The organism is Cohnella thailandensis (assembly GCF_014212135.1).
In the GTDB taxonomy this organism is placed as follows: Bacteria; Bacillota; Bacilli; order Paenibacillales; family Paenibacillaceae; genus Cohnella; species Cohnella thailandensis.
The window spans coordinates 342,817-365,075 of the sequence record NZ_JACJVQ010000005.1; the positions used below are offsets into that span (position 1 = coordinate 342,817).

Below are 22,259 nucleotides of genomic sequence, written 5' to 3' on the forward strand. Positions count from 1 at the left end.
CCTTGGGCACCCTTCCTGACAGGGGAGTGTGCTAAGATGCCAGCAAGCTTTTTGCCTTTGTCAAACCGTTTCGTTCGAGGCATGATGATCTTGTCCGTGATGCTGGCCGCGATTGGACCGGCGGAACTTGGGGCCGATGCCGAAGAGATATCCTTGGAGGAGAGAGGGTCATCCGCGGCTCTTGCGCAAGCGCCGAAGAAGCCGGCAACGAAGATGACGCCGGACGAGAAGAGATTGGTTGCTTCGGCCGATCGGACGGGATTCAAGGAAGAACAAGAGGAGATCATTCGCGTCGTGGCGACCGGCTATACCGCTGGAGTGGAATCGACGGGCAAGCGGCCGGGGCATCCTCAATACGGAATTACTTACTCGGGAGTCAAGGTAAGGCGCGGCAAGCTGTCGACCATCGCGGCGGACCCGAAGCTTTTTCCCATCGGCACGATCTTGTTTATCCCCGGATACGGCTATGGGATCGTCGCGGATACGGGATCTAAAATCAAAGGGAGGAAAATCGACCTCTACTTCCCTTCCAAACGACAGGTGTTCCAAGAATGGGGCAAAAAAACGGTGGATGTGCGAGTCATTAAGAAGGGGAACGGCAAGGTGACGGAATCGATGCTCGATAGCATAAGCGAGGTCATCGCCCCGGAAGCGGAAGATCCGACTCCGGGGTAAACCGCACTGTCGATATTTTCCTATTTAATGTCAAATATTCTCTTTTTCTTGAGTCTATGCTACAATTGTGGAAGATTAATATGTTTCTCCGAGGAGTGACCTCTCTGAATGAAGTTCTTCCTTCGAGATTTTGATTCTTCCTGCGGCATGGACTCGGAAGACGAGCTGCTCCAAGAGCTCTACAGGCAGATGCTGCGGGTCGCCAGGCACAAGCTTATCCGCAAGAACGACGCGGTGGATATCGTTCAGGAAGCTTGGGTGCGCATCTTAGAGAAGAAGGATACCTTGAGAGACGAAGACAAGCTCATTCCTTGGGCGAAGACGATCGTGTACAATCTGGCTTCCAATGCGAATAGAGCGGGAAGAAGCCGTTCGACGATCCACGCCGATTACGACAGCGGCGTATCGGAGCATGCGTTCAATTCGGGACTCGATGCGAACCCGGAGCTTCAGACCGAGCTGTCCGATCTGCTCGGACGGCTTGACCCGACGACGCGGACATTGCTTCTTTACAAGTTTTATTATGGCTTCAAGGACGATGAGATCGCCGCCGCTTTCGAAATGCCGGTCGGAACGATTAAGTCGAAGATTCACCGGGAGAAAGAAAGAATCAAAGAACAAATTCGGGAAGATCGCGAGCGCGAGCGCGAGCATCCATAAAGGCGACAAGAGGAACCTAGGGTTCCTCTTTTATTTTGCGGATGTTCGTCATATAATGTTAAAAAATGTATCATGAGATTCGAGAGCGCAGTTCGATACATAGGCAATCAGTTGGAGGTGCCGTATGGCGCAATGGCAACGATGGATCAGGGAACGCGGGAACGTCAATCGGAACGGACAAGCGGGGGGATCGGGCGATTCTCGGGAACATGCGGAATCCTCCCTTTCCGCATCAGGAAATGATAGCGCACTCAATCATATGATAGAGGAAGCGTCGGTCATCTCCGACCGACTGCAGGCAGCCGTCGCCGAGGTGGATTCGAGCATGGGCCAGCTCGAGGAGATCGCGGGCCGAGCCGCGGAACAGGAGGAACGGCTTCGAATCAAGAGCAGAGAGGCCTCCGGGCAATTGGAGGAAGCCTTCTCCTCCCTTCAAGAAGTAGCCGCTTCTTCGGAGGAGATCCGCGTCATTTCGGAAGAGATGAGCGCCCAGAGCCGGGAAGCCCGGGATGTCGTCATCGAGGTCGCCCGTTCCTTGACGCACACCGACGAAGTGATGAACGATTTGTCCGTCCATCACGGAACGATGGAAGAGACCGTTCGCAGCCTGATCGAACAAGCCTCCAAGATTAACGAGATCAACGCCTTGATCCAAGAGATCGTGACCCAGACTTCGCTGCTCGCGCTTAACGCGGCGATTGAAGCGGCCCATGCGGGCGAGTACGGACTCGGATTCTCCGTCGTGGCGCAGGAGATCCGCAAGCTGGCGGAGCAGAGCGGCCATGCGGTCAAACGCTCGACTACGATCGTGAAGGATATCGAGAACGGCATCCGGCAAGTCGTCGCCTCGGTCGATCAAGAGAAGGAATCCGTATCTCGAGGTCTGGAGGAGATGAAGCATACGCGGGATCGGATGGATTCGATTTTTAACCATATCGTGAAGGTGGACTCCCAGGCGGGGAAGACGCTCGAAGCCGCCGGGGAGCAAGCGGAGAGAACGGGCTCCGCGAACGGCATGCTGAAGCAGGTGGTCGATTCCGTCGGACTCATGGTCCGCGGCGTGGACGATACGCTGGTGCAGAATGAGCGGCAGCGCCAGGCGATCTCGAAGCTGGGGAGAGTATCCGCGGCCGTCAAGCGATCGGCGGATGAACTGGCCGATTCCGTTCGCCAAGCGGGCGGACGCGCATTAGCGGCTGGACGGGACATCGATGCCGGCCGATGGACGGCGCTGCTCGCCGGAGTGCTGGAGCGGAACCCCGGTCTGTGCGGTCTAAACGAGGAGGAGCATCGCCGGAAGCTGGGCTCCTTGCTCAAGAGCACGGAGGGGATGGAGGCGATCTGGTCGAACCGGAGCGACGGCACCTTCGTGTTCTCGGAGCCGGAAGCCGGCCTGCTTAACGCCAAGGGCAGGGAATGGTGGCAACGGGCGATGAACGGAGAGACTTTCGTATCCGATGTGTACTTATCTGCCATTACGAAACAACCTTGCTTGACGGTTTCGATGCCTATTCGGGATGAAGAAGGCCGAATGGCCGGCGTAATCGGAATCGATATTGCAATTTCTACGAAATAACCTGACATAAGCATTCTCAATCCTATCGATATCCTGTACAATATGTGTAGTTGTCACAAATGTTAACAAGGATAGATAGGTGATATTTCATGAATGGACCGATGAGTTCTACGATCCCGGATACCTCTTCCGCTCGGAAGAATGCCGAGATCTATTCCTTTCTCGAATCCCTGATCGAGAAGAGGGAAGAGGAGATTCGCGAGATCGAGCAGATGGTTGACCGGTACGAGCGTCGCGTCCAGAGGGAAGAGCAAGCCTATCGGACGATGTCGCCGATCCGGCGAATGTTGGCCGGCAGGAAGCCCGATCACCATCTCGCCGTGGAATACATTCATTATGTCAAGAAGCCGAAGGAGAAGGTTCGCCTGCTCCGGGAAGAGATAGAACGGTACCGGGCCATGCTTGAGGGGACTCTCCCGGTTGCGTTATCGGAATAGGAAGCTTACTTGATAAAAGGCCTGACGCCTAGGTGCTCTTGGGGAAGAGCGCCGGGCGCAGGCCTTTTTTATCCGCTATATTGTTCTATTGACGTTAGCTTGGCTTAAGATGTAGGGTTGCGAAGCTCATCCACGTCGATGAAGTCCTTATCCTTGCTGTATGCGGGAACGCCGTGCAGAGCGACATCCAAGCCGATCTTCTCTTCGTCGGCGGTGACTCGAACCGGTCGCCAAGCTTGAATGAGCTTGAGGGCGATCCAGGTTAAGCCGAAGCCCCAAACGGCGACGACAGCGAGGCCGAGGGCCTGCGCGCCAAGCAGGTGCAAGCCGCCGCCATGGAACAGGCCGGCGTGCGAAGCGGTGCCCGGCAGGGCGAAGAGTCCGACGGCAAGGGTGCCGATGCTTCCGCTGACTCCGTGAACGGCGAAGGCTCCCACGGGATCGTCTACCCTGCGTTTCTCCAGCCATTCGGAAACGAGCACCATGGCGATCCCCGATACGGCGCCGATGCCGATCGCGGCGGCGTCGGAGACGAAGGCGCATCCGGCCGTAATGCCGACCAAGCCGGCCAACGCTCCGTTAATGACCATCGGAGGATCCGCTTTCTGGTAGCGCAGCATGGTGAACAGAATGCAGGCCGCGCATCCCGCCGCCGATGCCAGCATGGTCGTCACCGCGATATGGCCGATGCCGGTATTCGTGGCGCTAAGGGTACTTCCGGAATTGAAGCCGAACCAGCCGAACCAGAGGACGAACGCCCCGACGGAGGCGAGCGGGAGATTGGACGGAGGGACGATGTTGATCTTGCCCTCCGGGCCGAAGCGCCCGAGGCGAGGACCCAGGAACAGGGCCGCGGCGAGGGCGGCGAAGCCTCCAAGGGCGTGAATGGCCGCGGAGCCGGCGAAATCGATCATGCCGAGCTTGGCCAGCCAACCGTCGGCCGACCAGATCCAGTGACCGGAGATCGGATAGATGAGACCCGTCATGACGATGGTATACAAAATATAAGCTCGAAAGTGAATCCGTTCCGCGGCGGCTCCCGAGACGATAGAGATAACGGCGATGACGAAGGCGCATTGGAACAGCCAGAAAGTATCGGACGTAATATTCGTCGGCAGATGGCTAAGATCGCCCTTCAAGAGGAAGCCGGACGAACCGATAACGCTTCCAAGATCCCGGCCGTGCATCAGGCCGAAGCCGATCAAGTAAAAGACCAGCGCTCCGAACGCGATATCGACGAATACCTTCATGATGATGCTGACGGCATTCTTCTGCCTGACGAAGCCCGCTTCGAGCAGGGCGAAGCCGCCTTCCATCAAAAGAATCATGGCGGCCGTCAGAACGACCCATATCGTATCTAAACCGTTGGACACATCTGTTAGCTGCATAAGCTCAACTCCGTCAAAAATTGTAGAAACCTGACATGAAAACTCTCAAACCGGACTCATTATATAGTGAGGAGTTAACGATGTCAACGAAGATTGTTAGTTTACGTCACATCGATGGCGGAAGCCGACCCGAAGGCGATCGCCTCGGTCTCGAGACCGAAGCGACAATCCATCTCGCGCCGCTTTAGGGATTGCGGCAATGCCGTTATAATAGGTAGAGTAAACGTTGCGTCTCCTACCGTTGCGGTTATTATTGTGCCGTTAACGCAGATACGCATTTCAGATACGCACATTATGTTTGCTTACGGAGGAATCGTTATGCAATCCCTACTTCATCGGATTTTCTGGGGGATCGTTCTGGTCGGGGTCGGGGTGATCTTCCTGTTAAACCAAGCGGGTGTCATCTCTATTGACATCGGGGACGTGTTCAAGACCTTCTGGCCGGTCATTCTGCTGCTGGTCGGCGTGCAAGGAATGCTCCTGCAGCGAAACGGCGGGCAATGGTGGAATGCGATCCTTATCTTGCTGGCCTTATATTTTCTTGCCCGGAATCTGGATTGGGTCGATTGGGAGTTTCATGACTTGATTCGATTCGTCGGCCCCGTCGCGCTTATCGTCTTTGGCCTCTTCATGATCGTGCGCGGCGGCCGTACCAAAAAGAAGCCGAGCGAAGAAGCCGAATGGAACACGATCAATCCGACTCCGATGTCCCCGCCGCCTCCGCCGGCGCCTCCATCCGAGCCTCCCGTCGACAGGGGTCCTCCGCCGGCGCCGGAACCTCTCGACCTCGGTTTCGATCCTTCCGAACCTAAGTTCGAAGAAATCCCGGAGCAAGATCCGCGGCCTCGGGACAGCTCTTATATGAAGCATAAATATTGGAAGGAGCACCATCAAGAGTCGCGTTGGGACGGCGGGTATTGGGATCATTCGCCGAAGCGCGAGAACCATTCGCGCTTCATCGGAGATTTCGATATCGGCAGCGATTACTTCGAGCTGCGTCCGATGAGCATCTCCAATTTCATCGGAGATACGAGACTGGATCTGACCCGCGCGCAAATTCCGGCCGGAGAAACGAAAATTTACGTGTCTTCGTTCATCGGGGATGTCAAGGTGTTTATCCCGAACGATTTCTCCGTCGGCGTTCGGGTCGTGTCGAGCAGCTTTATCGGCGACGTGGCCGTGCTGGAGCAGAAACGCGACGGTTTTTTTAACCAGGTGAACCTTCAGACGCCGAATTTCGAGGATACCGCCAAACGTATCATTATCATTGTCAGCACCTTTATCGGCGATGTTCGCATCAAGAAGGTAGGATAAACGGATGATTCGGCTCATGCGCAACAGCAAGTGGGAATGGGCGGTTTACGCGGGAGTATCGACGGCCTTTATGCTGGGACTCGTCTACGCGGCATGGACGACCATTCGCGGGAACGTTCCGGAGATGAATTGGTGGAGCGGATGGGCGGTCGCATTATGGATCGCCGATGTCGCTATCGCTTATCTGCTTGGCAGGCGAATTCATCGCCGGCTGGATCAGCTGCAGCTGGCGATGAAGGAAGCCGCGACCAGCAACTGGAGCGTTCGGCTTCCGGAGCTGTCGAGAGACGCGTTCGGCGAGACATACCGGGAATTCAACGCCATGTTGGACAGGCTGGAAACTCGAATGAAGCTCCTTCAGCAGCTCGGCGAGAAGAACGTGATGGAGGAAGCGCCCGCCCTCGAGGTGGCGGTCCAAGAGGAACGCAGACGATTGGCCAGGGACCTGCACGATACGGTCAGCCAGCAGCTCTTCGCCCTGCATATGGCGGCGTCGGCGCTGCCCAAGCTGGTCGAACGAAATCCGGAGCAGGGCGGCAAGGTGATGGAGCAGTTGATCGAGATGTCCTCGTCCGCCCAGAAGCAGATGAGAGGACTTATCGCCCAGCTTCGGCCGATGGAGCTTCAAGGCAAATCGCTGACCGAGGCGTTCGATCGCTGGTTCCCGGATTTCTGTCGGCAGAACGGCCTTCAAGGAACGCTTGACGTTCAAGTGAATAGACCGATCTCCGAGGCCAAGGAGCATCAAATCTTTCTGATCGCGCAAGAAGCGATGGCGAACGTCGTTAAGCATTCCAAAGCCAGCGAGGTCCGCTTGGCTCTGGGAGAGACGGAGAGTCAAATCATGCTGCAGATCGAAGACAACGGCGAAGGCTTCAAGGCGGAGCAGATTCGGGCGGGATCGTACGGCCTTACGTCCATGCGCGAGAGGGCCGAGAAGCTGGGAGGCGAGGCCGAGATCGTCACGAAGCCGGGCACGGGGACGAGGGTGCTGGTTCGATTTCCGAATTTCTGATTAATTAATGAAGGGACATGACACGATGAGCGCGGAATTAGAGAATTGCAAGGTTCTGATCGTAGACGATCACGAGATGGTGAGGACCGGCCTGCGAACCTATCTGATGCTGGATCCCAGATTCGAGGTCATCGGGGAGGCGGGGGGCGGTCAAGAAGCGGTAACGAACCTGACTGGCGGCAGCTATGGCGGGCAGCTTCCCGACCTCGTTCTCATGGACCTGATGATGCCCGATATGAACGGCGTGGAAGCGACCAAAGCGCTCTTGGACCGATTCCCCGGGCTTCGGATCATTATCCTGACGAGCTTCCTCGAGGATGATAAAGTGATCGAAGCGATGGAAGCGGGGGCGGTCAGCTACGTTCTCAAAACCGTGTCGGCGGAAGAGCTCATCTATGCGATGCAAGGGGCGATGCGAAGCATGCCGGTCATGAGCGCGGAAGTGTCCCAGGCTCTGACGAGAGGCTTGCGGCAGCGCTCCGTGAAGAACGAGGAGGAAGGGCTAACCGAACGGGAGCGGGAGGTGCTGCTTCTGATCGCGGAGGGGAAGTCCAACAAGGAGATCGGAGACGAGCTTCACATCAGCATCAAGACCGTCAAGACCCACGTGAGCAACCTGCTCATGAAGTGCAGCGCGGAGGATCGCACGCAGCTCGCCATTTATGCTCATCGGAAGGGCTGGGCCCAATAAGGCAACGGTTAAAAACGGAGGAAAACGGCAACGATAAGGAATAAAAGGGAGATTCCCCATGATTCCATTGCCATCGCGTTTAACCTCTCAGGTTCAGGAATTCGTTCTCGTCCAGAACGCTCTAGCGGAGAAAGGCTTCGCCCTCGGCGGTTCTTGGGATTACGACAGCGGTTCCTTCGATTGCGCCCTCGACGAGGACAATAAGGTGTGGCTTCGGCTGCCTTTTCAAGTGACCAACGGGCATATCGACAGCGAGACGGAGGACAACGACGCGAAGATTCGTTTCGGAGAGCCCTATGTCTTGAAGCACTTGTATAATGAAGGGCTCGACTCCGAAGCGCAGCCCAGAACGTTCGGCGCGGCGTTCGATCAATTCCAGGATCCGGTCGATTCGGACGCGGGCATCGAGCCGGGATGGGTGGATAAAGCCAAAGAGCGCTTAAAGGAAGTAGAGCAAATCTATCCGGCGTAATGAATGCTAAGAACACGAGAGCGCCCTCCGGAAATCCCGGGGGGCCTGCGTTTTTTAATCCGGTTTTAACGGCCGTTTGAGCTTTTGTTCATATTCCGTTCATCTTTTAGATATTGTTCACTTTGAATTAATCTTGTTTTAAGGTTGAAGAGTGAATATATAACCAAGACGAAGTTGACGCACGCCGAGGCGATAACAAGCCGCGCGTATAACGAGGAGGACTGGAAGATGGAAGACAACAACTACAAGAAGCCGGAAGATTTATTCGGATTTCGATATGCCGGCGACGGCAACGATAACGACGAGCGGGAAACCCGCAAGGCCGAACCGATGAACTCGGATAACGCCCAGGAGGAAGGCGAGACGATCTACAGCCCGTATTCCTCCCATACGGATAACCAGCCGAGGGCAACGGCGACGAGCTCTTCGAACGGCACGTACACCTATGGGCCTTTCTCCGGCGGCGGCAGCGCTCCCGGAGGTTCGGATTCCGGCAACGAAGGCGGCAGGCAGGAACTGATTCCGGTCGCGAGAGAGCCTCGGCCGTTTACCGTGTCCGGAGGCGGACGCGATTGGGAGTCTCCGCCGCGCCGCAAAGGAACCTCGCTGAGAGCCGTTTTCGCTTCCTTTATGGTAGGCGTCGTCGCCGTAGGCGGACTCATGTTCGCGGCGGACCGGGGCAACTGGTTCTCGGACAATCCGGCGGCGAGCAGCGCGGCGGCATCGTCGCAATCTTCGCAGACCAAGGCGAACACGGTGAGCAACACGACCGACACGGTAAGGCCGAACAACATCTCGAAAATCTTCGAGCAAGCGAGCCCGGCCGTCGTCAAGATCGAGACTTATACATCGGTTCAACAGTCTTCCGGAAGCGGCAGTTGGATGGACGATCCGTTCTTCCGCCAATTCTTCGGCGACGAGCAGAACGGCCAGGGCGGCAACGGCGGCTCCAACGGCGGTTCCAACGGCAGCGACGACAATCTGCAGGAATCCGGCATGGGCTCCGGCTTCATCTTCGACTCTACCGGCTATATTCTAACGAACGAGCACGTGATCGACGGAGCGAAGAAAGTCGAAGTCACGGTCAACGGTTACGATCAACCGTTCACCGCAGAAGTGCTGGGCTCCAGCTACGATCTCGACCTCGCCGTTCTGAAGATCGAAGGCAGCGGCTTCCCGACCCTGACGCTGGGCGATTCCAATGCTGCGAACATGGGCGACTGGGTCGTCGCGATCGGCAATCCTTACGGATTCGATCATACCGTTACGGTCGGAGTCCTGAGCTCGAACGAACGCGAAATCAGCATTCAAGACACGAACGGCACGCGCAATTACGAGCATCTGCTGCAGACCGACGCTTCGATCAACCCCGGCAACTCCGGCGGTCCGCTGCTTAACCTGAACGGCGAAGTCATCGGCATCAACACGGCCGTCAGCTCCGAGGCGCAAGGCATCGGCTTCGCGATCCCGACGAGCACGATCAGCGAGGTACTCGAGAATCTGAAGACCAACACGAAGATTCCGACGAAGCCGTCTCCGTTCATCGGCGCGACGCTGCAGGACCTGTCCGCCAATACGGCTAGACAGCTTGGACTGAGCGACACGAAAGGCGCGGTCGTGTACAACGTGCTGTACAATTCTCCCGCCTATAACGGAGACCTTCGCCAATACGACGTCATCACGGGCATCGACGGCACGAGCTACAAGAACAGCCAAGAGATCATCGACGCCATCCAGAAGAAGAGCGTCGGAGACAAGGTCACGTTGAACGTCATTCGCGCCGGCAAGAATATCGATATCTCCGTAACGATCGGCGACAAGAACGACTTCGAACAGCAGCAGCAAGAGACGCAGACGCAGCAATAACCACGATAGCGGTCAGAACAGTCAGAAGGGCAGTCTTTCAAGGCTGCCCTTCTTTCTATACAATAGAAGAGAAATTATCTGCCACTTATAAGGAGCGAGCCATGAGATCCCATATAGTTGTTATCGATGACGATGAGAAAATCACTTCCATGCTGCGGCGGAGCTTAGCGTTCGAAGGGTACGAGGTCACGACGGCTCCGAACGGAGCCGAAGGGCTTCGGATTCTCCAAGGGAGGCATGCGGATCTTGTCGTGCTCGACGTCATGATGCCTCAGCTCGACGGCTGGGAAGTCTGCCGCCGCCTTCGCGCCGCGGGAGTTCATTCACCCGTTCTCATGCTTACGGCGAAGGACGACGTTCAGGACCGCGTGAAGGGGCTCGATATCGGAGCCGATGATTACTTGGTTAAGCCATTCGCGCTGGAAGAGCTTATGGCGCGGATTCGCGCTCTGCTCAGAAGGAGACCGGAACAAGCCGAGGACAACAATCAACTGCGCTACGACGATCTTCTCTTGGACGTCGACGGAAGAGAGACGATGCGCGGAGACAAGCGAATCGAGCTCACGGCGAAGGAGTTCGATCTTCTTCACCTGTTCATGCAGAACCCGAAGCGGGTTCTCTCGCGCGACCAGATCATGGAGCGCATCTGGGGCTACGATTACAGCGGCGAGTCCAACGTATTGGAGGTATACGTAGCGATGCTGCGCCAGAAGCTGGAGGAGCACGGCGGCAAGCGCCTCATCCAAACCGTGAGAGGGGCAGGCTACGTTCTGAAAGGGGACAGCTGATTCATCATGTCGATTCGCCTGCGCCTGACGCTTTGGTACTCGGGATTATTAGCCGTCACGTTGGTGGCGTTTAGTTTTATTGTCTATTACATCGTCTCGCATAATACGTACGCGGACTTGAAATCCAAACTGAATATCGAATCCCAGTTCATAGAAGTGACTAACCTGCCGACAACCTCCCAACTAATTTTCCAGAGGGGTAGTCGGTTTGAAAGCACGACCATTTTTGTTCAGCTGAACAGTTACATCAACTCCCCGAATGGATTTAGAAGCGATGGAACGGACAATCTGGGAGGGTATGTTTTTGATTTCCCGACTTTGGATCAGATTAACTTCCGTTATCGCTATGTGGTGAGAACACTTGCCGATGAACCTTTTTACGTCCTTGAAAAGCCTGTATACGCATCACGCGGCTCGTCCCGGATTGTCGGATCGATGCAAGTAGCCACATTGATGAGAAATGAAGTTGCCATGCTGTCTCAGCTTCGCCAAATTCTCGTTTTGGCTTCGTTCGCCGGCTTGGTCATCGCCTTCTTGCTCGGGATGTTCTTGTCACGCAAAGCGCTCAAGCCGATCGAGCAAGTAACCGAGGCAGCGGAGAGAATCCAGAGCGGCTCCGACTTGAGCACCCGGATTCCCGGAGATACCCAGGACGAGATCGGACGTCTGCGGCAGACGCTTAACCACATGCTGGAGAGGATCGAAGGGGCTTACCGCGGCCTTGAGGATACGAACATCGCGCAGAGACGGTTTGTTTCCGATGCCTCCCACGAGCTGCGCACTCCTCTGACGACGATTCGCGGGAACGTGGATTTTCTGGAGAAAATATGGGATAGCCCCGTGGTCCTTACCGATGGGGAGCCGAGCTCCGATCATGATCAGGTGGACGTTCGCATGGCCAGCTCGCCCAAGCTGACGGCGGAAGAGAAGGAGCAGCTGTCCAAGGAGGCGATCAAGGACATCGCCGATGAGTCTCGCCGGATGAGCCGCCTCGTGAACGATATGCTGTCGCTGGCCCGGGCGGATGCGGGCTACGTCATGGATAAGGACAGATTGGAGCTCAAGCCGCTTGCGGAAGAGGCCGCGAGAAGAGCGGTCTTCCTGCCTCGCAAAGCGGAATGGAAGGTCGGCTCGCTGGATGCGCTTAATGGAGTGTGGGTACAAGGCAACCGGGATTATCTCGTTCAGCTTCTCTTTATTTTCATCGAGAACGGGTTTAAGTACACGCCTTCGGGCGAAGTCCGGCTGGAAGCGCTGAGATCCGGGGACAAGGTGGCTCTCGTGGTGGCGGATACGGGGATCGGCATTCGCAAGGAAGAGGTTCCGCACATATTCGACCGCTTCTATCGGGTTGACGTGTCCAGGGGAGAGACGCCGGGAACGGGGCTCGGCCTCTCCATCGCCAAGTGGATCGCGGACATGCACCATGCTACGCTCGAGGTACGCACGAAGGTGGGAGAAGGCACCAAGTTCATCGTGTGGCTTCCGATCGACTTTTCGGAACCTGTCGAATACGATATAATAGAACCATCAGTACGCCCTATGGAGACCGAATGAGTCTTCGCGGCAGTTATCATCAAGGGCGGGAAAGCAGGCATTAATCCTATGGAAGTCGTAAAGATATCCCCGAGAGGCTATTGTTACGGCGTGGTGGATGCCATGGTCTTGGCGCTTCAGACGGCGCGCAACCTGGACCTGCCGCGCCCCATCTATATTCTGGGCATGATCGTGCACAATAGCCACGTGACCGATTCTTTCAAGGACGAAGGCATCATTACGCTAGACGGACCGAACCGTCTGGAGATTCTGGATAAGGTCGAGAGCGGGACGGTTATTTTCACCGCGCATGGGGTGTCGCCCGAGGTTCGCCGCCGCGCCAAGGAGAAGGGGCTCACGGTCGTCGACGCGACCTGCCCGGACGTTACGAAGACGCACGATCTCATTCGCGAGAAGGTCGCGGAAGGCTATGAGGTCATCTACATCGGCAAGAAGGGACATCCGGAGCCCGAAGGGGCGATAGGGATTGCCCCCGAGCATGTTCACCTGATCGAGCGCGAGGATGAGATCGAGACGCTTGACGTTCGTTCCTCGAAGATCATCATCACGAATCAGACGACGATGTCGCAGTGGGATATTAAGAATCTGATAGCTCGCCTGCTTAAAGCTTATCCGACCGCGGAAATTCATAACGAGATTTGCCTTGCCACTCAGGTAAGGCAGGAAGCCGTTGCCGGTCAAGCGGGTCAAGCGCAGCTGTGCATAGTGGTCGGAGACCCGAGAAGCAATAACTCGAACCGGCTGGCACAGGTGTCCTCGGAGATCGCGGGCGTTCCCGCCTATCGGGTGTCGGACGTGTCGGAGATCAAGCAGGAGTGGCTGCAGGGCATCGAACGGGTCGCCGTCACCTCGGGCGCTTCTACCCCGACGCCGCTCACGAAGGAAGTCATCCAATACCTGGAGCAATACGACTCCAATCGCCCGGAGACCTGGGAGATTCGCCGGACGGTCAACATGAACAAGCTGCTGCCTACCGTTAGGGAGAAGTCCGTATAAGAGAGTTGGCTTTCGAGCCGGAGTCTGTCGGTGTCCATGCACGCCGGGAAGATTCCGGCTCCGCTCGTTCCTTCGTGCCGGACATCGAGCGCGCTCGGGACGAATTCGAATAGATAGAAGGTATCGAGTTATGAACCTCAAGAAATTCTGGCGCAAGCTGCAAAGATACGTCAAATTCCAATATTACAAGCTGCTGCGGGCAAAGGGAGGAGCAGCGGTGATCGCGATGGGCTTCGCGGTCGGCCTCTTCGTCGAGATGTTCAATTTGCCGACCTACGGCACTTCCTTCCTCTTGATCTTCCCTCTTAACTTCGTCCTTAGGGGAAGCCTGGCCGCGGCGCTTGTCGGCTTCGTCTTCGGGAAGCTCATTTACGTCCCGATGTCCTTCCTCAATACGTACGTGGCAAGCTCGGTGCTGCCGGACGATTTCTCGGTTCAGCTAAGTTTCCTGCCGGGTTGGATCAACCATGCCCTGCTTCTGAATCTAAAGCTGATCGTCGGCGGCGTGATCGACGGGGCCGCGCTCGCCTTCCTGCTCTACTTCCCGATTCGTTACAGCGTGAATGCATTTAAAAGGAAGCGCAAGGAGAACAGAAGGCTTCGCCGAGCGGCGATCGGAAGCTGAATATATAAAAAGGCACGAGCCCGAGCAACCTTCGTTTTGTTTCCAACAAGGAGAAGAGTTGGAGATGCGAGGGCTCCGCTTCATTTTATCCCTCAATAAGATTGCCCGGCAGGCATTGACAGCCTGCTTTTTTTCGGCTATATTTACTTTAGCGCGTAAAAGCGTATAAGCGTCGAAGCGTATAAGTGCTAAAATATTGCGTTATAACATATAGGAGGCTGAAATTCATGATCGTTATCACTTCCCCTCAAATTACCGAAGAACGCATTCAAGAAATCGTCCGCCAGATCGAAGCAAGCGGCGTGCAAGCCCATGTGTCCCGGGGAACGGATCGCACCGTAATCGGCATCATCGGCAAGGCGGATCCTCATCTCGCGGAGCATATCCGTTCGATGAAGGGCGTCGAGAACGTCATCAAGATCTCCAAGTCCTACAAGCTCGCGAGCCGGGACTTCCACCCGGACGATACGATTATCGAAGTGAAGGGCGTCAAGATCGGCGGAGACAATCTCGTCGTCATGGGCGGGCCTTGCGCGGTCGAGACGCCGGAGCAGATCGACGAGATCGCCCGCCTGGTCAAGGCGGCGGGAGGCCAAGTATTGCGCGGCGGAGCGTTCAAACCGCGTACGGGGCCTTACAGCTTCCAGGGCATCGGCATTGAAGGCTTGAAGTGGATGAAGGAAGCGGGCGACAAATACGGCCTGATTACCATCACCGAGGTCATGGCTCCCGAATTCGTCGACGTATGCGCGGAATATGCGGACATCATGCAGGTCGGCACCCGCAACATGCAGAACTTCGATCTGCTTCGCAAGCTCGGGACGATCAAGAATCCGGTCCTCCTCAAGCGCGGCTTCAGCGCGACGTACGACGAGTGGCTGAACGCGGCGGAATACATTCTGGCCGGCGGCAACCCGAACGTGATGCTGTGCGAACGCGGAATCCGCACTTTCGAGACCTACACCCGCAATACGTTCGACTTGACGGCCATTCCGGTCATTCAACAGCTGTCCCACTTGCCGGTTATCGCCGATCCTAGCCATGCTACCGGCCGCCGCGAGCTGGTCGAGACGATGACGAAGGCTTCCGTAGCCGCCGGCGCCAACGGCCTTATTATCGAGATGCATACGGACCCGGACAACTCCGCGACGGGCGACGGCGTGCAATCGCTGTTCCCGGATCAGTTCGCGAACCTGCTGAAGGAGCTCGAACAACTGGCTCCGCTGCTCGGCAAGCGGTTCGACACGGCGAAGGAGCCGGCCGAAGCGTTCGCTGCTTGGAAGGTATAATTTAATTAATCATACTCGAATAAGGCTGCTCAAGCCCGATCCTTTGATCGGTGTTGAGCGGCTTTTTGCGTTTGGCTTGCCACTCGCACATGCATCGCTCTCATCCCGAGTAAGCTAAAGGATACGGGTATCAAAATGGAGAGATGAACGGGAGTCCCAAGCCGCTGTAACCCGATGTAGGGTTACATGGCAACTCGAGCGACCAATAGGCATCCATCTAAGGAGGGTGATGAGATTGCTGAAGCTAGGGATATTGGATCAATCCCCGATAGGAACGGGAGAGAACGCCACAACCGCCTTATGGCATACGATCGAGCTCGCCAGGAGGGCGGAACGTCTCGGCTACAGCCGGTTCTGGGTATCCGAGCATCACGATTCCGGAAGCTTGGCAGGCTCCTCGCCGGAAGTGCTGCTATCGGCGATCGGCTCGCATACTTCGCATATCCGAATCGGCTCAGGGGGCGTGCTGCTGCCACACTACAGTCCATACAAAGTGGCGGAGAACTTTCGCATCCTGGAGGGGCTGTACCCCGGACGGGTCGATCTGGGGATCGGCCGAGCGCCCGGAGGCATGCCGCTGTCCTCCCTGGCTCTTCGCGGCGACGGGGCTTCCTCGAGAGACGATAAGCTGCCGGAAATGCTGGCGGAGCTGGGGGCTTATTTGGAGACGGGGGCGCCGCTCCCCAAGGAGCACCCTCTGGCCGGCTTGACGGCCACGCCGAAGGTGGGAACGGCCCCGGAGATCTGGCTGCTGGGCTCCAGCGGCTTCAGCGCGGCTCTAGCCGGGAGAATGGGGGCGAAGTTCTCGTTCGCTCAGTTTATCAACGGCAACGGAGGGCAGAGCGCGACGTCGGAATACTCGAGAGGCTATCGGCCGGGACCGCTCGGAAGAAGGCCTCAAGTCAGCGTATGCGTCTTCGTCATCTGCGCGGATTCGGATTTGACCGCCGAGCGGGAAGCCAAGGCGATGGACTTGCGGCTGCTGCAGCAGGAGAAGGGGGAATATTTCCGTTCCTTCCCGACGCCGGAAGAAGCGGCAGCCTACCCCTATACGGAGTGGGAGCGCGCAAGAATAGCGGAAAACCGCAAAAGAATGATCGTCGGGGGACCGGCACGGGTACGCTCGTCCTTATTGGCGCTTGCGGACAGCTATCGGACCGATGAGGTGCTCATCGCTTGCATGATGTCCGACTTCAGGCTGCGGCTCCGCTGCTACGAGCTGCTGGCCGATTTATTCTTCTTGCGCAGATAAGAGAGCTTGCGGACGGGACGCAAGCAAGGCTTAAGGAGGACGTTTTGTTAACGGTAAACGCCAAAAAACGAAGGATAGACTTTCTCTATCGTTCGCTTAACGGACAAGAACGAAGCTAAACCCGTACGTTTGATGCTCATGTAAGCCTTTTCTTTTTCGCATTAAAACCTGACATGGCTTACCGGGAAACCGCGCCGATATTGACTTTTTGCCGCACGCTAAACGGTGAAAAAACGGTAAGTTCAAGTGTTTACGAAAGTGTAAGAATAGCTCACACTTCCACAAAAAAAACCTTACATAACTATTGACGCTCCATATATCGAGAATTATAATAGCTTCAGTGAGTTGGGTGAAACTTGAACGTTCTACATGAATTACACTCATAATGTTCGGGAATGGGGAGGAAATTCGAAATGTCCGTACAAAAAGTTTTGGAACTGATCAAGGAAAAAAACATCGAGTTCGTAGATTTCCGTTTCGTTGATTTGGCTGGCCGCGCTCACCATATCACGCTGCCTGCTACTGAGGTAGATGCTGACACTTTCGTTAACGGCGTAGCATTCGACGGCTCCTCGATCACGGGTTTCCGCGGAATCGAAGAATCCGACATGGTCATGATGCCGGATCCGGAATCCGTATACGTAGATCCATTTACTGCTCATGCCACTTTGATCGTAATGAGCAACATCTATACTCCGGACGGCGAACGCTATGAGCGCGACCCACGTTCGATCGCTCATAAAGCGGAAGAGTATCTGCAAGCCGCTGGCGTAGGTACGGATGCTTTCTTCGCCCCAGAATCCGAATTCTTTATCTTCGACGACGTGCGTTACGAATCGACCATGAACTCTTCTTCTTTCTTCGTTGATTCCGAAGAAGCGGCTTGGAACACCAACCGCAAGGAAGAGGGCGGCAACCTCGGATTCAAAGTCGGCGTCAAGGGCGGCTACGTTCCCGTAGCTCCGGTAGACTCCCAACAAGACATCCGCAGCGAAATGGTTCGCCTGATGCAAGAATCCGGACTTCGCGTCGAGCGTCATCACCACGAAGTCGCAACGGCCGGTCAAGCCGAGATCAACTTCCGCTTCGACACGCTGACGAAGACTGCTGACAACCTGATGAAGTATAAATATATCGTTCATAACGTAGCTCGCCAATACGGCAAGTCCGCAACCTTCATGCCGAAGCCGATCTTCGGCGACAACGGCAGCGGCATGCACGTTCATATGTCCATCTTCAACGAAGGAACTCCTCTCTTCTGGGAGAAGGGCGCATATGCCAACCTGAGTGAAGTGGCTCTGAACTACATCGGCGGTATCCTGTACCACGCTCCGGCTCTGATCGCGATCACGAACCCGTCCACGAACTCCTTCAAGCGTCTGGTTCCTGGTTACGAAGCTCCGGTTAACCTGGTATACTCCAAGGGCAACCGTTCCGCAGCCGTACGTATTCCGGTTGCAGCCGTAACTCCGAAGGGCTGCCGCATCGAGTTCCGTACTCCGGACTCCACGGCTAACCCGTACCTTGCCTTCGCCGCAATGCTGATGGCTGGTCTTGACGGCATCAAGCGCAAGATCAATCCGGCTGCTCTCGGCTATGGTCCTTACGACAAGAACATCTATGAACTGTCCGATGAAGAGAAGAAGGAAATCCGCAGCGTTCCGGGAACGCTGGACGAAGCGCTCAACGCTTTGGAAGCGGACTTCGAATTCTTGACCGAAGGCAACGTCTTCACCAAGGAATTCATCGAGAACTATGTCGCCGTTAAGCGCGCAGAAGCTAAGGCTGTCGCTATCCGCGTACATCCGCACGAATACGGCCTGTACTTCGATTGCTAAGCTCGAAGCAGACCTAGCGGCACAGAGCCGTCCCGAGAGTCGACCCGACTCCGGGGCGGCTCTTTTTATCATTTATCCATTAAAGCCGAAGATTATTCTGTTTAATATGGATTTTTGTTCGGAAATTCAATCAATTGCCACCTTTTTCGTCCGATAAACGGTTGCTTGCTGAGGCAACGCTTTGATATGATAAAGCTATCATGAATTCTGACAAGGTGGGTATGAGATGACTAACCGAGCTTATAACTTCAACGCGGGTCCGGCAGCGCTGCCGCTTGAGGTTCTTCAGCAAGCGCAGGAGCAATTCGTGAATTACGAACAATCGGGAATGTCCTTGATGGAAATGTCCCACCGCGGCGCCATCTACGAAGGCGTGCATCAGGAGGCGGAAGCGCTTCTTCGCGAGCTTCTTGGCATTCCGTCCGGCTACAAGGTGCTGTTCGTGCAAGGCGGGGCAAGCACGCAATTCGCTATGGTTCCGATGAACCTGCTTCAGCCGGGCAAGAAGGCGAGCTTCGTCGCGACGGGGAGCTGGGCGACCAAAGCCATTCAGGAAGCGAAGCTGTTCGGAGAGACGGCGATCGCGGCTTCCTCGGAAGCGGATAAATACAATCGCATTCCTTCGCTTAACGAGATTGTCATCCCGGAAAATTCGGCCTACCTGCACGTAACCTCGAACGAGACGATCGAAGGCACCCAATTCGCGCAATATCCGGACACGGGCTCCATTCCTCTCGTTGCGGATATGTCCAGCGACATCCTGTGCCGACCTCTCGACATTTCCCAGTTCGGTCTCATCTATGCGGGAGCCCAGAAGAATCTGGGACCTTCCGGCGTGACGATCGTCATCGTTCGCGAAGACCTGATCGCCACTCCGTCGATGACGGTTCCGACGATGCTTCGTTATAGCACGCACGCGAAGAACGATTCCCTGTACAACACTCCGCCATCCTTCGCCATCTATATGACGAATTTGGTTCTTAAATGGGTGAAGGCTCAGGGCGGAGCGGCTGGCGTCGAGAAGGCGAATCGCGAGAAAGCCGACCTGCTGTACCGGACGATCGACGAGAGCGGGAACTTCTACCGCGGTTTCGCGCAGAAGGATAGCCGTTCGATCATGAACGTTACCTTCCGTCTGGGCAGCGAAGAGCTGGAGAAGAAGTTCGTGAAGGAGTCGGAAGCGGAAGGATTCGTTGGCCTGAAGGGCCATCGCAGCGTCGGCGGCCTTCGCGCTTCGATCTACAACGCCGTTCCGCTTGCGAGCGTGCGGGCTTTGACGGAATTTATGGCCGACTTCCAAAAACGCAACGGCTAAGCTTACGTTTATGAAAAGAGCGGCGTCAGCCGCTTTTTTTCATCCTGTCTTGGCAATCCTAAAGCGACATGCAACAACGGGAGGATACATATGGCCTTTCACATCGTATTGGTGGAACCCGAGATACCCGCGAATACGGGCAATATCGCCCGAACGTGCGCGGCTACGGGCACGCACCTTCATCTGGTTCGCCCCCTGGGGTTCTCGACGAGCGACAGTCAGCTCAAGAGAGCCGGGCTCGATTATTGGCACTCGGTCAACATTTCGTACCACGATTCCTTCGCGGAGCTTCAAGCGCAGTATCCGGAAGGGCGATTCTACTTCGCAAGCACTCGCGTGAGCAAGCGCTACTGCGATTATCAATTCCGGGACGGCGATTTCTTCGTCTTCGGCAAGGAGACGAAGGGGCTTCCGCAGGAGCTTCTGGATGCCAACCCGGACACCGGGATGAGAATGCCGATGACCGACAAGGTTCGCTCGCTTAATCTGGCGAACTCGGCGGCTATCGTCATTTACGAAGCCCTCCGGCAAACCGGATTTCCGGGGATGGAAGGCTGATTCCTCCTTTTATCCATGGATACCATAACGGAAATTGACTAAATTTCGCATTTTTTGTCGATTCTTTGTACGATTTTAAGCAAATCAACCATGTACGGAGGATATGTTAACGAAATAGAGAAGTTATATAAAGTTAACGGTTTCTATTGAATACTACCCTAGATTAGTGCAAAAGAAATGAGGAGGAACTGTTTTGAAACCCGCTGGCGTCGTTCGTAAAGTGGACCAACTCGGTCGTATCGTATTGCCTAAATCTCTCCGGAAGAGATATCAAATGAATGAAGGAGACCCTGTCGAAATTCTCGTGCAGGGTGACCATATCATCTTGGAGCGCTACCGTCCTCGCTGCGTCTTCTGCACGTCGATGGATAACGTCGAGGAATTCAAGGAACGTTACGTGTGCGGCTCCTGCATGAGCGAAATGCAAGGCATGCTGTAATCGAAGAAGCGGTTTGTTCGCGTCAATGGCGGCGGATGAGCCGCTTTATTATAGGCAAAAAGAAACACCGCTTATTCCGTTTGGCAACGGGACAGGCGGTGTTTCTCTCGTATCGGAGGAACCGATGGAGCTCTGGTTACATTCCTGCGGTCTTGTCCTCATTATAAGCGGCGGTCAGAATGGCCGTCAGGAGAATCGCGAACACAAGAATAACGATCCAGAAGTTAGTGCTTAATCCTAGAAACATTTGCCACACCTCCACTTAACTTCCTATATTATAACCAAGACAAGTCAAAAAGAAAACGCAAAATGTTGGCCTCCCCGCGCATAGACTAGGAACGTAGCCGGATGTCGCTGCCACTTGGAAGAGGAGGAGGGCATGACGATGGGCGAAATGATCAATTGGATGGGCGGCTGGCCGAAGGAAGGCGTGATATCGGCTGCCGAGTGGGAGGAACGTACGGGCCGATACGCGAAGCTGGCCTTGCAGTGGCGGGAACGGGATTCCATGAAGCTCAGGGAAGCGCTCTCGCAAGCGGAGCTGTTGCCGACTCGGGGAGTGCCGTCCTCCCGAATCCTCGTCACTTCCGGAGCGGATGCCGCTATCGATTGGACGATCAAAAGATGGCTTCAGCCCGGCGACGCGGTTCTCGTCGAACGGCCGACGAGCCGATATGCCCTTCATGCCTTCCGCAAAGCGGGCGTCGTCCCCCATCCGATGTCGGGAGACTCCTCCGGCGTCGATCCCGCGGCGTTGTCGGAATCGATCCGGCAGCTTCATCCGAGACTGGTTTATGCGGCGCCGGATTGCACCGATCCCGAAGGAAGGGCCTGGAGCCCGGAGAGAAAGGAAGCTCTCTTGCAGATATGCCGGGAACAAGGCGTGGCCGTCCTGTTGGATGAGCGTCAATCGCTGCTGTGCGAGCCCGGGCCCCGCAGGGACTCGGCGGTCGAGGTCGATCGGGGCGAGAAAGACAATGCGGTCGTATTCCGGATGGGGGAGTTCCCTCCGGGAATGGTCGCGGGGCTCCGCCTAGGATGGATTTGCTTGGAAGGCGGCGAGGAGGACATCCGGGAGCTCCTGCCGAGTCCTTCCATTCAGCCGGAGCAGGCGTCTCCAGCCGAACAGCTTGCCTTGATCGCGCTGTTGGAAGAAGGAATCGAACCGATCGTCAAGACGATGAGATTCATGGTGAGCGCGAGAATCGGAACGCTGACCGAGCAACTCGAGCGACAGCGTCTTGACGGAGTAAGCTGGAGAGAGCCGCAGCGCGGCTTGCACGTGTGGCTTGAGCTTCCGGAGGGCTTGGATGGGGACGCCTTGCTCCGGGCGGCGTGGCTGAACGGTTTGCTGTTCCAGCCGGGCGGAGCCTTCTACGTCTCCGATCCGGATCGCTGCAAGATCAGGGTGACGGTCGCGCATACGGAAGAAAAATGGATCAAGGCCGGGGTCCAACGGCTGGCCGAGACGATCGCGGACTTTCTGGGCCGTTGGAGCTAAGGTCTTG

21 protein-coding genes are annotated in these 22,259 nt (G+C 56.0%); 20 read left to right on the forward strand and 1 reads right to left on the reverse strand.

Annotated features, from left to right (window positions below; all coding sequences use genetic code 11):
• Positions 1-36: 36 nt before the first annotated feature.
• The 4 genes from H7B67_RS06430 to H7B67_RS06445 all read left to right on the forward strand — a co-directional run bounded on the left by H7B67_RS06430 (position 37) and on the right by H7B67_RS06445 (position 3,348).
• Positions 37-675: a 3D domain-containing protein gene (locus H7B67_RS06430; protein ID WP_185118960.1), complete on the forward strand. Its 639-nt coding sequence runs from the start codon at positions 37-39 to the stop codon at positions 673-675.
• A 108-nt stretch (positions 676-783) separates the two neighbouring features.
• Positions 784-1,335, forward strand: coding sequence for an RNA polymerase sigma factor (locus H7B67_RS06435; protein ID WP_185118961.1), 552 nt, complete (start codon positions 784-786; stop codon positions 1,333-1,335).
• Positions 1,336-1,459: 124 nt separating this feature from the next.
• Complete coding sequence (locus tag H7B67_RS06440) at positions 1,460-2,911, forward strand: methyl-accepting chemotaxis protein (RefSeq protein WP_185118962.1); 1,452 nt, start codon at positions 1,460-1,462, stop codon at positions 2,909-2,911.
• A gap of 89 nt (positions 2,912-3,000) precedes the next feature.
• On the forward strand, positions 3,001-3,348 hold the full coding sequence (locus tag H7B67_RS06445) for a hypothetical protein (protein WP_245363976.1): 348 nt from the start codon (positions 3,001-3,003) through the stop codon (positions 3,346-3,348).
• A gap of 104 nt (positions 3,349-3,452) precedes the next feature.
• Here the strand turns inward: H7B67_RS06445 and H7B67_RS06450 are convergent, their stop codons facing one another.
• The gene (locus tag H7B67_RS06450; protein ID WP_185118963.1) at positions 3,453-4,736 is read right to left on the reverse strand and encodes an ammonium transporter; all 1,284 of its coding nucleotides are present in this window, start codon (positions 4,734-4,736) and stop codon (positions 3,453-3,455) included.
• 318 nt (positions 4,737-5,054) lie between these two features.
• On the opposite strand from H7B67_RS06450, the gene liaF reads away from it, so the two are divergent.
• The 16 genes from liaF to H7B67_RS06530 all read left to right on the forward strand — a co-directional run bounded on the left by liaF (position 5,055) and on the right by H7B67_RS06530 (position 22,252).
• Complete coding sequence (liaF, locus tag H7B67_RS06455) at positions 5,055-6,050, forward strand: cell wall-active antibiotics response protein LiaF (protein WP_185118964.1); 996 nt, start codon at positions 5,055-5,057, stop codon at positions 6,048-6,050.
• Between the two features lie 4 nt (positions 6,051-6,054).
• Positions 6,055-7,065 (forward strand): HAMP domain-containing sensor histidine kinase, encoded by a 1,011-nt coding sequence (locus H7B67_RS06460; protein WP_185118965.1) that lies wholly within the window; start codon positions 6,055-6,057, stop codon positions 7,063-7,065.
• Between the two features lie 25 nt (positions 7,066-7,090).
• Entirely contained in the window at positions 7,091-7,756 is a 666-nt protein-coding gene (locus H7B67_RS06465) for a response regulator (protein WP_185118966.1), read from the forward strand.
• Positions 7,757-7,814: 58 nt separating this feature from the next.
• Complete coding sequence (locus H7B67_RS06470; RefSeq protein ID WP_185118967.1) at positions 7,815-8,228, forward strand: YugN family protein; 414 nt, start codon at positions 7,815-7,817, stop codon at positions 8,226-8,228.
• Positions 8,229-8,456: 228 nt separating this feature from the next.
• Positions 8,457-10,094 carry a S1C family serine protease gene (locus tag H7B67_RS06475; protein WP_185118968.1) on the forward strand — a complete coding sequence of 546 codons (1,638 nt, stop codon included), beginning with the start codon at positions 8,457-8,459 and terminating at the stop codon, positions 10,092-10,094.
• A 101-nt stretch (positions 10,095-10,195) separates the two neighbouring features.
• A complete protein-coding gene (locus tag H7B67_RS06480) occupies positions 10,196-10,882 on the forward strand; it encodes a response regulator transcription factor (RefSeq protein WP_185118969.1) in 687 nt (228 codons plus the stop codon).
• Positions 10,883-11,335: 453 nt separating this feature from the next.
• A complete protein-coding gene (locus tag H7B67_RS06485) occupies positions 11,336-12,439 on the forward strand; it encodes a sensor histidine kinase (RefSeq protein ID WP_342592612.1) in 1,104 nt (367 codons plus the stop codon).
• 48 nt (positions 12,440-12,487) lie between these two features.
• Positions 12,488-13,435: a 4-hydroxy-3-methylbut-2-enyl diphosphate reductase gene (locus H7B67_RS06490; RefSeq protein ID WP_185118971.1), complete on the forward strand. Its 948-nt coding sequence runs from the start codon at positions 12,488-12,490 to the stop codon at positions 13,433-13,435.
• A gap of 130 nt (positions 13,436-13,565) precedes the next feature.
• On the forward strand, positions 13,566-14,060 hold the full coding sequence (locus H7B67_RS06495) for a DUF2062 domain-containing protein (protein WP_185118972.1): 495 nt from the start codon (positions 13,566-13,568) through the stop codon (positions 14,058-14,060).
• Positions 14,061-14,287: 227 nt separating this feature from the next.
• The gene (aroF, locus tag H7B67_RS06500; protein WP_185118973.1) at positions 14,288-15,349 is read left to right on the forward strand and encodes a 3-deoxy-7-phosphoheptulonate synthase; all 1,062 of its coding nucleotides are present in this window, start codon (positions 14,288-14,290) and stop codon (positions 15,347-15,349) included.
• A 229-nt stretch (positions 15,350-15,578) separates the two neighbouring features.
• Positions 15,579-16,601: an LLM class flavin-dependent oxidoreductase gene (locus tag H7B67_RS06505; protein WP_185118974.1), complete on the forward strand. Its 1,023-nt coding sequence runs from the start codon at positions 15,579-15,581 to the stop codon at positions 16,599-16,601.
• Positions 16,602-17,014: 413 nt separating this feature from the next.
• A complete protein-coding gene (gene glnA / locus H7B67_RS06510) occupies positions 17,015-18,439 on the forward strand; it encodes a type I glutamate--ammonia ligase (protein ID WP_185118975.1) in 1,425 nt (474 codons plus the stop codon).
• Positions 18,440-18,665: 226 nt separating this feature from the next.
• Positions 18,666-19,754: a 3-phosphoserine/phosphohydroxythreonine transaminase gene (gene serC / locus H7B67_RS06515; RefSeq protein WP_185118976.1), complete on the forward strand. Its 1,089-nt coding sequence runs from the start codon at positions 18,666-18,668 to the stop codon at positions 19,752-19,754.
• 90 nt (positions 19,755-19,844) lie between these two features.
• Positions 19,845-20,312, forward strand: a complete 468-nt coding sequence (gene trmL, locus H7B67_RS06520; RefSeq protein WP_185118977.1) for a tRNA (uridine(34)/cytosine(34)/5-carboxymethylaminomethyluridine(34)-2'-O)-methyltransferase TrmL — start codon at positions 19,845-19,847, stop codon at positions 20,310-20,312.
• Between the two features lie 193 nt (positions 20,313-20,505).
• Positions 20,506-20,751: an AbrB/MazE/SpoVT family DNA-binding domain-containing protein gene (locus H7B67_RS06525; protein ID WP_185118978.1), complete on the forward strand. Its 246-nt coding sequence runs from the start codon at positions 20,506-20,508 to the stop codon at positions 20,749-20,751.
• A gap of 385 nt (positions 20,752-21,136) precedes the next feature.
• A complete protein-coding gene (locus H7B67_RS06530) occupies positions 21,137-22,252 on the forward strand; it encodes an aminotransferase class I/II-fold pyridoxal phosphate-dependent enzyme (protein WP_185118979.1) in 1,116 nt (371 codons plus the stop codon).
• The last annotated feature ends 7 nt before the right edge of the window (positions 22,253-22,259 follow it).

Bases quoted from the DNA above. Each gene is read 5' to 3' on its own strand.
- H7B67_RS06445 (WP_245363976.1), top strand. From the start codon at position 3,001: ATGAATGGACCGATGAGTTCTACGATCCCGGATACCTCTTCCGCTCGG.
- H7B67_RS06435 (WP_185118961.1), top strand. From the start codon at position 784: ATGAAGTTCTTCCTTCGAGATTTTGATTCTTCCTGCGGCATGGACTCG.
- H7B67_RS06465 (WP_185118966.1), top strand. From the start codon at position 7,091: ATGAGCGCGGAATTAGAGAATTGCAAGGTTCTGATCGTAGACGATCAC.
- H7B67_RS06485 (WP_342592612.1), top strand. From the start codon at position 11,336: ATGAGAAATGAAGTTGCCATGCTGTCTCAGCTTCGCCAAATTCTCGTT.
- H7B67_RS06505 (WP_185118974.1), top strand. From the start codon at position 15,579: ATGAGATTGCTGAAGCTAGGGATATTGGATCAATCCCCGATAGGAACG.
- H7B67_RS06440 (WP_185118962.1), top strand. From the start codon at position 1,460: ATGGCGCAATGGCAACGATGGATCAGGGAACGCGGGAACGTCAATCGG.
- liaF (WP_185118964.1), top strand. From the start codon at position 5,055: ATGCAATCCCTACTTCATCGGATTTTCTGGGGGATCGTTCTGGTCGGG.
- H7B67_RS06430 (WP_185118960.1), top strand. From the start codon at position 37: ATGCCAGCAAGCTTTTTGCCTTTGTCAAACCGTTTCGTTCGAGGCATG.
- H7B67_RS06480 (WP_185118969.1), top strand. From the start codon at position 10,196: ATGAGATCCCATATAGTTGTTATCGATGACGATGAGAAAATCACTTCC.
- aroF (WP_185118973.1), top strand. From the start codon at position 14,288: ATGATCGTTATCACTTCCCCTCAAATTACCGAAGAACGCATTCAAGAA.
- H7B67_RS06460 (WP_185118965.1), top strand. From the start codon at position 6,055: ATGATTCGGCTCATGCGCAACAGCAAGTGGGAATGGGCGGTTTACGCG.
- H7B67_RS06475 (WP_185118968.1), top strand. From the start codon at position 8,457: ATGGAAGACAACAACTACAAGAAGCCGGAAGATTTATTCGGATTTCGA.
- serC (WP_185118976.1), top strand. From the start codon at position 18,666: ATGACTAACCGAGCTTATAACTTCAACGCGGGTCCGGCAGCGCTGCCG.
- glnA (WP_185118975.1), top strand. From the start codon at position 17,015: ATGTCCGTACAAAAAGTTTTGGAACTGATCAAGGAAAAAAACATCGAG.
- trmL (WP_185118977.1), top strand. From the start codon at position 19,845: ATGGCCTTTCACATCGTATTGGTGGAACCCGAGATACCCGCGAATACG.
- H7B67_RS06490 (WP_185118971.1), top strand. From the start codon at position 12,488: ATGGAAGTCGTAAAGATATCCCCGAGAGGCTATTGTTACGGCGTGGTG.
- H7B67_RS06450 (WP_185118963.1), bottom strand. From the start codon at position 4,736: ATGCAGCTAACAGATGTGTCCAACGGTTTAGATACGATATGGGTCGTT.
- H7B67_RS06530 (WP_185118979.1), top strand. From the start codon at position 21,137: ATGGGCGAAATGATCAATTGGATGGGCGGCTGGCCGAAGGAAGGCGTG.
- H7B67_RS06470 (WP_185118967.1), top strand. From the start codon at position 7,815: ATGATTCCATTGCCATCGCGTTTAACCTCTCAGGTTCAGGAATTCGTT.
- H7B67_RS06495 (WP_185118972.1), top strand. From the start codon at position 13,566: ATGAACCTCAAGAAATTCTGGCGCAAGCTGCAAAGATACGTCAAATTC.